This window comes from Labrys neptuniae, from assembly GCF_040797145.1.
Lineage (GTDB): Bacteria > Pseudomonadota > Alphaproteobacteria > Rhizobiales > Labraceae > Labrys > Labrys neptuniae.
In genome coordinates this window covers 50400-63735 of the sequence record NZ_JBFNQD010000002.1, presented here as the reverse complement: position 1 = coordinate 63735, position 13336 = coordinate 50400, and the positions used below count along the sequence as shown (strand labels likewise).

Genomic DNA, 13336 nt, shown 5'->3' with positions numbered 1-13336 from the left:
CCGGCCCGGACTTAGATATCGCGCCCTTCGACCTCGGGCTTAAGCTCGTCCATCATCTTGCGGGCGCCGGCAATGTGAGGATTGATCGCCAGGGCATGTTTGAGCGCTTCATAGGCATTCTTCTTGTCGCCCAGGTCGACCAGCATCATGGCCAAGCCGTTCCAGGCGCCATATTCGCGCGGATTGCGCCGCAGCGTCTCGGCGACGTCGGCGATCGAGCGGACATAGTCCTTTTTCAGGAAATAGGCGGTGGCCCGCTTGTTCCAGGCCTCGGCGTAATCGGGCCTGAGATGGATCACGGCATTGAGGATCTTGATGGCCTTGTCGGTATTCGAGGCCTTGATCGCCGTCAGCGCCCGGTCCATCAGGAGGTCGGTGGTGTCGCTGCCCGAGCGCAGTTCCACGCGCTCGATGGCGAGCGCGATGTTGTCGGCTTCCTTTTCCGACTGGGCCTTGGCAAGGCGCTCATAGAGGCGGTCGAGCTCGGGATCGCCGGCCGGCCGGGTCTCGGCCAGGGCGATGGCAGGGGCGGCAAGCATGCCGATCAGGGCCAGAATCGCGATCCTCATGCCGGGATAGTGGCGCGAGATTGTGGCGGATTCAAAGACAAAAACCCGGCCGCATCGCTGCGACCAGGTTCAAACGCGGCAGACCCGATAAATCGGCGCAAAATCAGCCCTGGCGGGCCTTGTAGCGCTTCTGGGTCTTGTTGATGATGTAGACGCGGCCCTTGCGGCGGACCAGCTGATTGTCGCGATGGCGCGTGCGCAGCGACTTGAGCGAATTGCGGATCTTCATGGTACTCGTGCCTCAGGTTGGAGCACGCGAGAAGACGCAAGAGCTCCCAAATTCGAAAGATGCGGGGTTCTAGCGGCGAGGGGGCCGGATGTCAACACGGTCGGCGCCGCCATTATCGTGGCGGCGCGGCACATCTGCGGGCCGGGCCTATGCCATTGCAGCTCTATTGTCTATGACTGGCCGCGACGAGGAGATCCGCATGGCCGACTACAAGCTCTACGCCTTTGGTGAATCAGGCAATTGCTACAAGGTGGCGCTGATGCTGGCCCTGACCGGCACGCCGTGGCAGCGCCTGCCGGTCGATTTCTTCAATGGCGAGACCCGCACCGACGATTTCCGCGCGGTCAACGAGATGGGCGAAGCGCCGGTGCTGCTGCATGACGGCAAGGTGCTGAGCCAGTCGGGCGTGATTCTCGACTACCTCGCGGAGCAAACCGGCCGCTTCGGCGCAGACAATGCCGACGAACGGCGCGAGATCCTGCGCTGGATGCTGTTCGACAACCACAAATTCACCAGCTACTACGCCACCCTGCGCTTCATCGTCGGCCTACAGAAGAGCGGCGAGAGTCCGGTTACCGAATTCCTGCGCGGGCGCGCCAAGTCCGCCTTTGCCATCGTCGACAAGCATCTGGCTGGCCGGGATTTCCTGGTGGCGGATCGCCTGACCATCGCCGACCTGTCCCTGGCCGGCTATGTCTTCTTCGAGGAGGAGACGGGCCTGGCGCTTTCGGCCTATCCCAACATCCTGGCCTGGCGCGCCCGCATCGCGGCCATGCCGGGCTGGAAGCCGCCCTATGAGATGGTGCCGCATGCCCCGCCGGCGCGGGTTTGATCGAAGCTTCCTGTCCCTGTCATCGCCGGGCTTGACAATGAAACCAGGTCAACTGGATGCCCGGATCGAGTCGGGGCCTGACAAAGGCCGGTGTCTCTTTCGCCATAAGTCAGATAGTTAAGGCCACCGAGCGCCCAAATAGAAACCGACGATACGGGACATTTCCTTGCACGCACCCGCCCCGACTTCCCTGCTCGACCGCTACCTTGCCCTCGTCGCCGCCGGCGGACTTGAACGCGACGCAGCCCAGGAGGTTGTCCTCGCCCGCCTGCAGACCGTCCTGGATGGATTGGGTGAGATGTCGGCGACAGGCAAGTCCGGCGCCTTCGGCTGGCTGTTCGGGCGGGCCAAACCCAAGCCGGTGCCGAAAGGCCTTTATATCTGGGGCGAGGTCGGGCGTGGCAAGACCATGCTGATGGACCTGTTTCACGAAGCGGTGCCGGCCGGGATCAGCCATCGCCGCGTGCATTTCAACGCCTTCATGAACGACGTGCATGAGCGCATCTTCCACTATCGCAGCGAGATCCGCGCCGGGCGGGTCAAGGGCGACGATCCGATCGGCCCGGTGGCCGAGGTGCTGGCCAGGGAAGCCAGGCTTCTGTGCTTCGACGAATTTTCCGTCACCGACATTGCCGATGCCATGATCCTCGGGCGCCTCTTCACGCAGCTGTTCGCGCATGGCGTGGTGGTGGTCGCTACCTCCAATGTGGTGCCCGACCGGCTCTATGAGGACGGCCTGAACCGCGCCCTCTTCCTGGCCTTCATCGGCCTGCTGCAGCAGCATATGGAGGTGGTGAAGCTGGAGGCGCGCACGGATTATCGCCTCGAGAAGCTTTCGGGCGGGGAGACCTATCTGGTCGGCAGCGGGCCGCAGGTCCGCGCCGGGATGGATGCAGCCTTCGAGCGCCTTACGGGTAGGAAAGAGGGCCTGCCGCTGGTGCTGACCGTCAAGGGCCGTGCCCTGAAGGTGCCGCAGGCCGCCATGGGCGTCGCCCGTTTCTCCTTCGCCGAACTCTGCGGCCAGCCCCTGGGCTCGGCCGACTATCTCGCCCTTGCCGAGCATTTCCACACGTTGCTGATCGACGACATCCCGGTGCTCAAGCAGGAGCAGCGCAACGAAGCCAAGCGTTTCATCCTGGTCATCGACTGCCTCTATGATCGCGGTGCCAAGCTGGTCGCCTCCGCGGCGACGGAGCCAACCGGGATCTATCCCTATCAGGAGGGACGCGAGGGCTTCGAATTCCAGCGCACCATTTCGCGCCTGATCGAAATGCGTTCGGAGGCCTATCTCGCCCAGCCGCATCGGGCGCCGCCCAAGACGTCCCTGGTGGATGGCTGAGCCCGCGGGGAGGTAGGAGATGGGCGGCAAGAGCGAACCGACCGGCGCGCGGCTTTTGGATATTGCCACCGATCACGTGCGCAAGCACGGGCTGGAGCGCACGTCCGTGGTGTCGGTCGCCCGCGAGGCCCAGGTCAGCCATGCCGCGGTCTATCGCTATTTCGCCTCCAAGGACGCGCTGATCGACGCCGTCACCGCCGACTGGCACAAGGCGGTGGAGACCCAGCTCGCCGTGGTCGCCGACGCGCCCGACCCGGCCGACGACAAGCTCGAGCGCATGATGCTGCTGCTGGCGCGCCTCTATCGCGAGCGCCTCGACCAGGAGCCCAATCTCTATGCCGCCTGGCTGTCGGCGATCGGCGAGAACCGTGCCGTGGTGCGCAAGCATCGCCGCCGCATCCGCAGCCTGATTGAACGCGTCGTCGACGAAGGGCGATCCATCGAACTCTTCCGGGCGCGCTCGAACGAGAGGCTGATCGCCTTTCTTGGCGATGCCCTGCACCGCTTCATCGACCCGGCGGCCATCGCAGCCGATCGGGATGCCAACCGCCTCGAACTCGACCAGCGCCTTGCCCGTCTGCTGCGCGTGGTGATCCGCGCCATGGTGGCCGGCAGCGTGTAATTCTGGGGCCGTCTTTCCGAGCTATTAATCATTCCACGGCATTGTTCTTGCTTCCCCTTTCACGCCCAATGCAGCGGGCGCAGGACGCGAAGCATGTATGATAGTGCCGTGCCGGCCTCCGGCACCTGTGTCGACCAGCCGATCCTCGATCCCGGCACCCTTCTCGGTGCCCTCGGCCAGGCCAGCTACGAATGGTGCCTGGAGACCGACCGTCTCGCCTGGGGAGCCGGAGCGTCCACCGTGCTCGGCGTGCGGGCCGCAGCCGACATCGCTAACGGCAGGGCCTTTGCCCGCCTGATCGATCTCGACCGGCCCGGCGGCCGGCACGAGGCCATCCTCCAGAGCCCGCATGGGGGAACGACGGAGGGCGCACCCTATTGCCTGCGCTACAGCTACCGCCCGCATGCGGCTGGCCGGAAGCGCTGGATCGAGGATCGCGGACGCTGGTTCGCCGGGCCGGACGGGCGCCCCGTGGTTGCGCGCGGCATGGTGCGTGTCGTGGCCGAATGCCCGGAAGACGAGACGGCGACGTCGGCCCACACGGTGATCGGCATTCATGATCGTGTTTTCGCCGCCGCCCTGGCCGACGCCTGCGCGGCGGGACGGCAGGCCGGGCTGTTCCTGGCCACTATCGACCAGCTCGGCGCCCTTCATGGTGCCTTCGGCGCCGTGGTGGCGGACCGCGTCTGCGCCCAGGTAATGCGCGGATTGCGTGGCGTGCTGCGCATCGGCGACAGCCTCACCAGCATTGCGGACGGCAAGTTCGCCGTGATGCTGCCCGGCTGCCGGGCCGAGGACATCAGGGCGGCGGCGGAACGCTTCCAGCTCGCGATCGACCGCGTCATCGTGGAGGCAGAGGCCGGCATGATCCGGCCCACGATCTCGATCGGCGCCGTTCACATCGCGCCCTCTGCGGAGACTGCGGGGACGGCCCTGCACGCTGCGCAGCAGGCCCTCGACCGCTGCGAGCGCGAAACGCCGGGCGGCATCGCGATCTTCGCGGAAGGCGATCACCAGGCCGCATCGGCAAATGCGGCGCAGCGCCTGGCGCTGGCGCTCAACGAAGACCGCGTCTTCCTCGGTTTCGAGCCGGTGCTGGCGGCCCAGGCGGCGGGCCGCCAGGCTTTCCGGGCTCGCGCCTTCATCCGTATGCCCGGCAATGGCGCAACATCGGCTTCTGCCACGCTGCAGCCGGCGTCCCTGCAACCGGCGTCCCTGCAACCGGCTTGGCTGACCCCGGCCTGCGACCGCGCCCTCGTCCGCCGGCTCGCCCTGCGGCTGGTGGACCTGGCCGGCGCGGTGCTCGGCCGCCATCCCGGCGTCGAGCTGATCCTGCCCCTGCCGGTCGTCGTCGATCCGCGCCGGGGCCCGGGCGACAGTTTCGAGCGCTTGACCATCGAGCTCGACGAGGCGCTGGCCAAGGCCGATCTCGACAATAATGGGCGCTACTGCCGCGCAATCCGCGCCTCCGGCGCCCGGCTCGGCATTGGCGGCTTCGGCGGAGGCCATCTCGACTTCGCCGAACTCCAGGCTCTCGAAGTCCGCCAGGTGACGCTCAACGGCGTGCTGGTCGAAATGGCCGACCAGGTTGCGCAGGGCCGTTTCGCGCTGCGCAGCCTGATCGAGACCGGTGCACGACAAGGTCTCGACATGGCGGCCGAATGGGTGGATGACGAGATCATTGCCCGCCAGCTGGTGACCTGGGGCTGCAGCCGTGTGATGGGGACGGCGGCGGGCTCGCTTCGGCTGGAACTGCCGCGGCTGCGCGATGCCGGCCGCCAGGCCCCGATGGCGCTGACCGGAACTTGAGGGGCAACCTGCCTTCTCCCCTTGCGGGAGAAGGCGAGCGGCGCTCATTTTTTCTCGTCGCTGATACGATCGAGGCGCGACTTCATCTCCGCCAGCTCCTTCTTGAGCGTGTCGAGGTCGTCGCTGCTCTTGGAAGTTGCGGTTGCGGCCGGTTCCTTCACATCCTCGCTGTCGGGCTGGGTGAAAGGCGAGAACAGGCGGAAGGCGCGCTGGAAAGCGGCCATATTGTTGCGGGCCTGCTCCTCGAGCGCACCGAAACCGCCATTGACCCAGGGCGCCTGGCCCCAGCCGCTGGTAAGATGCTGAGTCATCTGCTCGCGCAGCTTCTGCTGATCCCGCGTGAGATTGTCGATGGAAAATTCGAGGAAGCTCGGCACCAGTGCCTGCATGCTGTCGCCGTAGAAGCGGATCAACTGGCGCAGGAAAGTGATCGGCAGCAGGTTCTGGCCCTTGTTCTCCTGCTCGAAGATGATCTGGGTGAGCACCTGGCGGGTGATGTCCTCGTTGGTCTTGGCATCGTGGACCACGAAATCTTCGCCGGCTTTGACCATGGCGCCGAGATCTTCGAGCGTGACATAGGTCGAGGTACCCGTGTTGTAGAGGCGCCGGTTGGCGTATTTCTTGATCGTGGTCGGCTCTTTAGCTTTCGCCATCCTACTGCCCCTTACGCTCGTCCCTGCCCTGCAGAATTTCCGAACGAGCCCGCCTGCACAAGCCTGGAAATTCCGAACCATCCCGGGTCGCCGCGGCGGCTTCCCGTCCGACGACGGTACCCCGTTCCGGAATCGCTCTTCCGGAAGGATGATCACCCCCACGGTCTGACAAATCTAGGCTCTTTTCGCGGTCGCGAAAACATCTTTGTGCAAGCGCGGTAAACTCACCTGGCGCATTGACGGCGGCGCGCCAAGCGTCCCATATGCCCAGGCAGATGGTGGTTGAGCGGGCGTGTGATCGGCTCGACCGCAATCTGAAGGACTTGGAGGATTCGCAGACTTTCCCTGCTTCATCCCTGCGAGGATGAAGCAGGGAAAGTCTGCTTCTGAAAGAGTTGGTCCGCCGGGCCGTCGCAGAACGGAACACTAGAGGAGTGAAATTGCCATGAGTGATGTCGTCATCGTCAGCGCCGCGCGCACGCCGGTCGGCTCCTTCAACGGCGCCTTCGCAGCAACGCCGGCCCACACGCTCGGTGCGGCAGCCGTCAAGGAAGCGCTGGCTCGCGCCAAGGTAGAGGCCGGCGAGGTCGACGAGGTCATCCTCGGCCAGGTCCTGAGCGCCGGCGGCGGCCAGAATCCGGCCCGCCAGGCAGCGATGGCGGCCGGTGTGCCCCAGGAAAAGACCGCCTTCGGCCTCAACCAGCTCTGCGGCTCGGGCCTGCGCGCCGTCGGCCTCGGCCTGCAGCAGATCGCCAATGGCGATGCCTCCTTCATCGTGGCCGGCGGCCAGGAATCGATGTCGCTCGCCCCGCATGTCGCGCATCTGCGCGCTGGCGCCAAGATGGGTGATGTGAAGTTCCTGGATTCCATGCTCAAGGACGGCCTGATCGATGCCTTCCAGGGCTATCACATGGGCACGACCGCAGAGAACATCGCGGCTCGCTGGCAGCTCACCCGCGAGGAGCAGGACGCCTTCGCCGTCGCCTCGCAGAACAAGGCAGAGGCCGCCCAGAAGGCAGGTCGCTTCAAGGACGAGATCGTCGCGATCACCGTGCCCGGCCGCAAGGGCGACGTCATCGTGGATGCCGACGAATATCCTCGCCATGGCGCTACGCTCGACGGCATGGCCAAGCTGCGCCCGGCGTTCAGCAAGGACGGCACGGTGACCGCCGGCAATGCCTCCGGCATCAATGACGGCGCGGCCGCCGTGGTGCTGATGAGCGCCAAGGATGCCGAGAAGCGCGGCCTCACCCCGCTTGCCCGCATCGCCTCCTGGGCCACCGCCGGCGTCGATCCCGCCATCATGGGCACAGGGCCGATCCCGGCTTCGCGCAAGGCGCTGGAAAAGGCGGGCTGGAGCGTCAAGGACCTCGACCTGGTCGAGGCCAACGAGGCCTTTGCGGCGCAGGCCCTCGCCGTCAACAAGGACATGGGCTGGGATCCGTCCATCGTCAACGTCAATGGCGGCGCCATCGCCATCGGCCATCCGATCGGTGCCTCCGGCGCCCGCGTGCTGGTGACGTTGCTGCATGAGCTCGCCCGCCGCGGCGGCAAGAAGGGCATTGCCACGCTGTGCATCGGCGGCGGCATGGGCATCGCCTTGACCGTCGAGCGCTGATCGGCTCACGGCGATGCGCAAGCGTCTCGCGGCCTGGTGAATGCCAGGCACCGCGGGAGGCTTGTGGAAGGGCGGTTCCTCCATCGGAGGAACAGGGGACGTCCTCTGTCTCGGCCCTTTCCGCACAGGGGAGGGAGGGCACGTATCGGACCGGTCCTCAGGGGCGAATACCGGTTCGTGACTTCCTGGAGCACAACGCGTTCACGACTGAACGCTCATTTGCTCCAGCTCTTTGTTTCCTGGCCGATCCAACGGATTGGCCAGGGCGTCTTTGCGCTTCCGGGTCACTCCCTCAAATCGCAAAACGCTGTAGTCCAATGAAGAACACCATCGTTACCAAGGAGGCACCATGACCAGAGTTGCAATCGTCACCGGCGGAACGCGCGGCATCGGCGCAGCCATCTCCAAGGCGCTCAAGGCGGCCGGCCACACGGTTGCCGCCAGCTATGCCGGTAATGACGAGGCAGCGGCCAAGTTCAAGGCCGAAACAGGCATTGCAACCTATAAATGGGACGTCGGCGATTTCGATGCCTGTGCCGCCGGGGTGGCGCAGGTGGAAAAGGATCTCGGCCCCGTCGACATCCTGGTCAACAATGCCGGCATCACCCGTGACGGCTTCTTTCACAAGATGAGCAAGGACCAATGGTCCGCCGTCATCCGTACCAATCTCGACAGCCTGTTCAACATGACCCGCCCGGTCATCGAGGGCATGCGCAACCGTGGTTTCGGCCGCGTGATCGTGATCTCCTCGATCAACGGCCAGAAGGGACAGGCCGGACAGGTCAATTATTCCGCCGCCAAGGCAGGCGATATCGGCTTCGTCAAGGCTCTGGCCCTGGAAGGGGCGGCCAAGGGCATCACGGCCAATGTGATCGCTCCCGGCTATATCGGCACGGAGATGGTGCAGGCGATCGACCCCAAGGTGCTGGAAACCCGTATCCTGCCGCTGATCCCGACCGGCCGCCTGGGCCAGCCCGAGGAAATCGCTCGCGCCGTGGTGTTCCTGAGCTCCGACGATTCGGGCTATATCACCGGCTCGACGCTGAGCATCAATGGCGGGCAGTATCTGGCCTGAGCCGCGCTGCCCAGCCCGTCAGCGGGAGTTGAGACGATCGATGGAACACGGCGGCCCGTTCCGCGTTCCATCATCGCAGCCGGCATAGGCTGCTTCCCGACAATCTTGCGTCATCCTCTCCCGGCCCCGGGAGAGGAAAGTTTTTATGAGCAGTTCATGACCGTCGATTTCCATCACCGCCTCGCTTCCGTCGCCAGTGAGATCGAAGATGTGCTGGTGACGATCTTCGATGTCGCCACCACGCCCCCGGTGCCGGCGCGGCTGCTGGGCGCGATGCGCTATGCGGTGTTGGGCGGCGGCAAGCGGCTGCGCCCCTTCCTGGTGGTCGAGGCGGCGCGGCTCCTCAAGGGCGATCTGACCACGGCCCTGCGCGCCGGTGCGGCGATCGAACTGGTGCACGTCTACAGCCTCGCCCATGACGATCTGCCGGCGATGGATGACGACGAATTGCGGCGCGGCAAGCCGACGCTGCATCTGGCCTATGACGAGGCCACCGCCATCCTGGCGGGCGATGCCCTGCAGACCCTGGCCTTCGAGACCCTGGCGGATGCCGCCACCGGCACCGATGCAGCCATGCGGGCCGAATTGGTCCGCCTGCTGGCCAAGGCCGCCGGTGGCGCGGGCATGGCCGGCGGCCAGATGCTGGACTTGGAAGCGGAAGGGCGTTTCGAGGGAGCATCCGAGCTCTCGGCGCAGGCTATCGCCCAGCTCCAGGCGATGAAAACGGGCGCGATCCTGTCGTGCGCGGTGGAGATGGGTGCCGTAATCGGGCGCGCCGATGCGCCCACCTATCAAACCCTGCTGTCCTATGGACGCGCTCTGGGCGCCGCTTTCCAGATCGCCGACGACATTCTCGACATCGAGGCCTCCAGCGCTGAACTCGGCAAGGCCACCGGCAAGGATGCCGGCCGCGGCAAGGCGACCTTGGTCGGCCTATGGGGCGTGGAGAAGGCGCGGGCCGAGCTCGAGCGTCTTACCGGTGATGCCCTCGCCGCCCTTTCCGGTTTTGGTGCCGAGGCGGACGTTCTGCGCGCTGCCGCCCGCTTCACCGCGGACAGACGCAAATGAGACCTCAAGCAAGGCTTCCGGGGTGAGGCATTTCCTGCGTCCGCTGACCGCCAGGCCGGTCCTGCTCTGGAGCCTCGTCGCCGGCATGGCGCTCGGTCTCGTGATCCCGGGCCTGCCCTGGCTCGAACGCCTGCTGGCCGGGTGGTGCCTGACCATCGTATTCTTCGTCGTCATCGTCAGCTACAGCCTGTCGCGCCTGCCGCCGGGGCGCTTCGCCCATAAGGCCGATTCCCTCGACGAAGGGGCGGTGACCATCCTGGTCCTGTCGATGCTGGCCGCGGCCCTCAGCTTTGCCGGGGTAATCGTCGAGCTTCAGGCGACCAAGGACCAGGCCGGCGGCGACAGCCTGTCCCTGCCGTTGATGGTGGCGACCATCGTCTGTTCCTGGTTCTTCATCCACACCATCTTCGCCATCCACTATGCCCATATCTACTATAATGACGGCGGTCGCCCGGGTAAGCCGAGCCTGGATTTCGGTGGCGATCCCGAGCCGCCGGATTATTGGGATTTCGTCTATTTCTCAGTGGCGATCGGCGCTTCTTCGGCGACATCCGACACCAATCTGCGCTCGCGGCTGATGCGCCGCATCGTCGCCGCGCATGCGGTGTTCTCGTTCTTCTTCAACGCCACCATCCTGGCCCTGGCGATCAACATCGCCGCCGGGCTGCTGGGCGGGAATTGACGGGATCGGCAGGCAGCCGCATGCCAGGAACGGTCGGTCGCCGCCAATGCTGTGGGCAGCAGTCGACACAGCAACCGGCATCGCAGCGGTGGCCGCAAGGCCGGAGAGACCGACCGTCTGGCTGTGAAGCCGCGGCTCAGGCGATGGCTGTCGCCACGTTGCGCTCGACCCGCATGCCCTTGCGTTCCTCGGACGGCGTGCGGTCGAAATGCTCCGAATAGCATTTGGAGAAATGCGAGGCCGAGACGAAGCCGCAGGCCAGGCCCACCGACAGGATCGGCATCGAGGTCTGGCGCAGCAGCTGGCGGGCGCGGTTGAGGCGCATTTCGAGGTAGTAGCGGGTCGGCGTGGTGTCGAGATAGCGCTGGAACAGCCGCTCGAGCTGGCGCGGCGACAGGCGCACCGTGCGGGCGAGCTGGGCGCAGGAGACCGGACGTTCGAGGCGCTTGTCCATCTCGCCGATCACGGCGAGGAGCTTGGGATGGGAGACGCCGAGGCGCGCGCGCAGTTCCATGCGCTGGCGCTCATGGGAATCGCGCATGCGGTGGTGGATGAGTTCGTCGGTGACGAGAGCGGCGATCACCGCGCCCTTCTTGGCCGTGATCAGCGCCAGCATCATGTCGATCGAGGCGGTGCCGCCGGCGCAGGTGAAGCGGTTGCGGTCGATCTCGAACAGTTCCTGCGTGGCGTCGATCTCGGGGAATTCCTCGCGGAAGCTGTCGTAGTTTTCCCAGTGGATGGCGCAGCGATGGCCGTCGAGCAGGCCGGCCCGGGCCAGGATATAGGTGCCTGTGCACACCGCACCGATCGAGACGCCGTAGAAGGCGAGCTTGCGCAGCTTGGCGATCAGCGGGCCGTGATCGTATTTCTGCACGTCCATGCCGGAACACACGATGATCTCCGGCATCGGCCCGACATCGCCATAGGAACCGTCGACTGCCAATGCCACGCCGTTCGAGGCCTCGATCGGCTGGCCGTCCGGCGAATAGAGCCGCCAGGCGAAGGCCTTTGCGCCGGTGACGTAGTTCGTCAGGCGCAGAACCTCCACGGCCGCCGCGAAGGCGATCATCGAGAAATTCGGGGTGAGCAGAAAGCCGACGGTATGCGTGGCGCCGATATCCGGCCGGATATTCATACGCGATTCTCCCTAGAACCTCCGCCGGGGGGCCGGCGGTACGAAGCGTGACGGAGGCGGGAAAGCGCGCCGGATGGGGCGCTTGCCCTCGTGATGGCATCGGGCATCTGTGCGCCCATTATGGTCAAAAGCGACGGTTGCGGGGCGGTTTGTACCGCATTGTCCGAAACGACGAGGCAGGACGATATTGCGACATTTTTTGAAGAATTCTGATGTGGGCCCGACCATATGTCGCGTTTAATGTCGTAATTTGACAAATGTGAGATATTGGGATGCGACCCAATGGTCAAATACTATCCCAAATGCGTCCTATTGGGGACTTAGCGAACAGGGCCTTTTGTGCAATTTCTTCCAATGCGACAAAAGGCGCGTCGCTTCCGTGCTAGACTGGTCATCGGCGGGATGATGATAGTCGCGCCATTCAAGACTCCATCCAACGGGCGGCAACACGTGCGGTTTTCTGTCTTTTCCCTGGCGCGCAACGCGCTGCGTGGTCATCAGGACTGGCCCGAGCAATGGCGCTCGCCCGAACCGAAGGCCAGCTACGACGCCATCATCATCGGCGCCGGCGGGCATGGCCTCGCCACTGCCTATTACATGGCCGCCGAGCACGGCATGACCAACATCGCCGTGCTCGAAAAGGGCTGGCTGGGTGGTGGCAACACCGGCCGCAACACCACCATCATCCGCTCCAACTATCTGTGGGAGGAGAGCGGCAAGCTCTACGACCACGCGATGAAGCTGTGGCAGAACCTGTCCCAGGTGCTGAACTACAACGTGATGTATTCGGCCCGCGGCGTGATGATGCTGGCGCACAATGTGCACGACATCCAGGTCTTCAAGCGCCATATCCATGCCAACCGCCTGGCGGGCATCGACAATGAATGGCTGACGCCGGAAGAGGCGAAGGAATTCTGCCCGATCCTCAACATCTCCAAGGACATCCGCTACCCGATCATGGGCGCCGCCCTGCAGCGGCGCGGCGGTGTCGCCCGCCACGACGCGGTGGCCTGGGGCTATGCCCGCGCTGCCGACGCTCTGGGCGTCGACATCATCCAGAACTGCGAGGTCACCGGCATCTTGCGCGATCCCTCCGGCGCCATCGCCGGGGTGGAGACCTCCAGGGGTACGATCCGCACCAAGAAACTCGGCGTGGTCGCCGCCGGCCACACCTCGGTGGTGATGGACATGGCCGGCGTGCGCATGCCGCTGGAAAGCTATCCGCTGCAGGCGCTGGTGTCCGAACCGCTGAAGCCGATCATGCCCTGCGTGGTGATGTCCAACACCGTGCACGCCTATATGTCGCAATCGGACAAGGGCGACCTCGTCATCGGGGCCGGCACCGACCAGTATGTCTCCTATTCGCAGACGGGCGGCCTGCACATCGCGGCCCACACGCTCGATGCGATCTGCGAACTCTTCCCGGTGGTGCGCCGCACCCGCATGATGCGCAACTGGGGCGGCATCGTCGACGTCACGCCCGACCGCTCGCCCATCCTCTCCAAGACCCCGGTATCAGGCCTGTTCGTCAATTGCGGCTGGGGCACGGGCGGCTTCAAGGCGACGCCGGGCTCGGGCCACGTCTTCGCCCACACGGTGGCGACGGGCGAACCCCATCCGATCGCCGCTCCCTTCACCCTCGATCGCTTCCGCACCGGACGCCTGATCGACGAAGCGGCCGCTGCCGCCGTCGCGCACTGAGGAC

General features: G+C 65.3%; 13 protein-coding genes. 9 read left to right on the top strand and 4 right to left on the bottom strand.

Going from position 1 to position 13336, the window contains the following annotated elements; genetic code table 11:
- Positions 1–11: 11 nt before the first annotated feature.
- Entirely contained in the window at positions 12–569 is a 558-nt protein-coding gene (locus ABXS05_RS07680; RefSeq protein ID WP_367623470.1) for a tetratricopeptide repeat protein, read from the bottom strand.
- A 103-nt stretch (positions 570–672) separates the two neighbouring features.
- A complete protein-coding gene (gene ykgO / locus ABXS05_RS07675) occupies positions 673–798 on the bottom strand; it encodes a type B 50S ribosomal protein L36 (RefSeq protein ID WP_068283257.1) in 126 nt (41 codons plus the stop codon).
- Positions 799–997: 199 nt separating this feature from the next.
- On the opposite strand from ykgO, the gene ABXS05_RS07670 reads away from it, so the two are divergent.
- The 4 genes from ABXS05_RS07670 to ABXS05_RS07655 all read left to right on the top strand — a co-directional run bounded on the left by ABXS05_RS07670 (position 998) and on the right by ABXS05_RS07655 (position 5400).
- Complete coding sequence (locus ABXS05_RS07670) at positions 998–1630, top strand: glutathione S-transferase family protein (RefSeq protein ID WP_311933994.1); 633 nt, start codon at positions 998–1000, stop codon at positions 1628–1630.
- 160 nt (positions 1631–1790) lie between these two features.
- Positions 1791–2969: a cell division protein ZapE gene (gene zapE / locus ABXS05_RS07665; RefSeq protein WP_367623891.1), complete on the top strand. Its 1179-nt coding sequence runs from the start codon at positions 1791–1793 to the stop codon at positions 2967–2969.
- Positions 2970–2988: 19 nt separating this feature from the next.
- Positions 2989–3591 carry a TetR/AcrR family transcriptional regulator gene (locus ABXS05_RS07660; protein WP_322432528.1) on the top strand — a complete coding sequence of 201 codons (603 nt, stop codon included), beginning with the start codon at positions 2989–2991 and terminating at the stop codon, positions 3589–3591.
- A gap of 93 nt (positions 3592–3684) precedes the next feature.
- A complete protein-coding gene (locus tag ABXS05_RS07655; protein WP_367623469.1) occupies positions 3685–5400 on the top strand; it encodes a bifunctional diguanylate cyclase/phosphodiesterase in 1716 nt (571 codons plus the stop codon).
- A gap of 44 nt (positions 5401–5444) precedes the next feature.
- On the opposite strand, the gene phaR is transcribed toward ABXS05_RS07655, so the two are convergent.
- Positions 5445–6053: a polyhydroxyalkanoate synthesis repressor PhaR gene (phaR, locus tag ABXS05_RS07650; protein ID WP_311933991.1), complete on the bottom strand. Its 609-nt coding sequence runs from the start codon at positions 6051–6053 to the stop codon at positions 5445–5447.
- 445 nt (positions 6054–6498) lie between these two features.
- Here phaR and ABXS05_RS07645 point away from each other — a divergent pair, with 445 nt between their 5' ends.
- The 4 genes from ABXS05_RS07645 to ABXS05_RS07630 all read left to right on the top strand — a co-directional run bounded on the left by ABXS05_RS07645 (position 6499) and on the right by ABXS05_RS07630 (position 10496).
- Positions 6499–7671 (top strand): acetyl-CoA C-acetyltransferase, encoded by a 1173-nt coding sequence (locus tag ABXS05_RS07645; protein ID WP_367623468.1) that lies wholly within the window; start codon positions 6499–6501, stop codon positions 7669–7671.
- Positions 7672–8020: 349 nt separating this feature from the next.
- Positions 8021–8746: an acetoacetyl-CoA reductase gene (gene phbB, locus ABXS05_RS07640; RefSeq protein WP_311933990.1), complete on the top strand. Its 726-nt coding sequence runs from the start codon at positions 8021–8023 to the stop codon at positions 8744–8746.
- A gap of 156 nt (positions 8747–8902) precedes the next feature.
- Positions 8903–9814, top strand: coding sequence for a polyprenyl synthetase family protein (locus ABXS05_RS07635; protein WP_311933989.1), 912 nt, complete (start codon positions 8903–8905; stop codon positions 9812–9814).
- A gap of 22 nt (positions 9815–9836) precedes the next feature.
- Positions 9837–10496 (top strand): DUF1345 domain-containing protein, encoded by a 660-nt coding sequence (locus ABXS05_RS07630; RefSeq protein ID WP_311933988.1) that lies wholly within the window; start codon positions 9837–9839, stop codon positions 10494–10496.
- A gap of 136 nt (positions 10497–10632) precedes the next feature.
- On the opposite strand, the gene ABXS05_RS07625 is transcribed toward ABXS05_RS07630, so the two are convergent.
- Positions 10633–11631 (bottom strand): GlxA family transcriptional regulator, encoded by a 999-nt coding sequence (locus tag ABXS05_RS07625; RefSeq protein WP_082979449.1) that lies wholly within the window; start codon positions 11629–11631, stop codon positions 10633–10635.
- A gap of 450 nt (positions 11632–12081) precedes the next feature.
- On the opposite strand from ABXS05_RS07625, the gene ABXS05_RS07620 reads away from it, so the two are divergent.
- Positions 12082–13332 (top strand): sarcosine oxidase subunit beta family protein, encoded by a 1251-nt coding sequence (locus ABXS05_RS07620; RefSeq protein ID WP_367623467.1) that lies wholly within the window; start codon positions 12082–12084, stop codon positions 13330–13332.
- The last annotated feature ends 4 nt before the right edge of the window (positions 13333–13336 follow it).

Coding starts and splice junctions, on each gene's coding strand:
- phbB (WP_311933990.1), top strand. CDS start 8,021: ATGACCAGAGTTGCAATCGTCACCGGCGGAACGCGCGGCATCGGCGCA.
- ykgO (WP_068283257.1), bottom strand. CDS start 798: ATGAAGATCCGCAATTCGCTCAAGTCGCTGCGCACGCGCCATCGCGAC.
- phaR (WP_311933991.1), bottom strand. CDS start 6,053: ATGGCGAAAGCTAAAGAGCCGACCACGATCAAGAAATACGCCAACCGG.
- ABXS05_RS07670 (WP_311933994.1), top strand. CDS start 998: ATGGCCGACTACAAGCTCTACGCCTTTGGTGAATCAGGCAATTGCTAC.
- ABXS05_RS07655 (WP_367623469.1), top strand. CDS start 3,685: ATGTATGATAGTGCCGTGCCGGCCTCCGGCACCTGTGTCGACCAGCCG.
- ABXS05_RS07660 (WP_322432528.1), top strand. CDS start 2,989: ATGGGCGGCAAGAGCGAACCGACCGGCGCGCGGCTTTTGGATATTGCC.
- ABXS05_RS07645 (WP_367623468.1), top strand. CDS start 6,499: ATGAGTGATGTCGTCATCGTCAGCGCCGCGCGCACGCCGGTCGGCTCC.
- ABXS05_RS07680 (WP_367623470.1), bottom strand. CDS start 569: ATGAGGATCGCGATTCTGGCCCTGATCGGCATGCTTGCCGCCCCTGCC.
- ABXS05_RS07635 (WP_311933989.1), top strand. CDS start 8,903: ATGACCGTCGATTTCCATCACCGCCTCGCTTCCGTCGCCAGTGAGATC.
- ABXS05_RS07625 (WP_082979449.1), bottom strand. CDS start 11,631: ATGAATATCCGGCCGGATATCGGCGCCACGCATACCGTCGGCTTTCTG.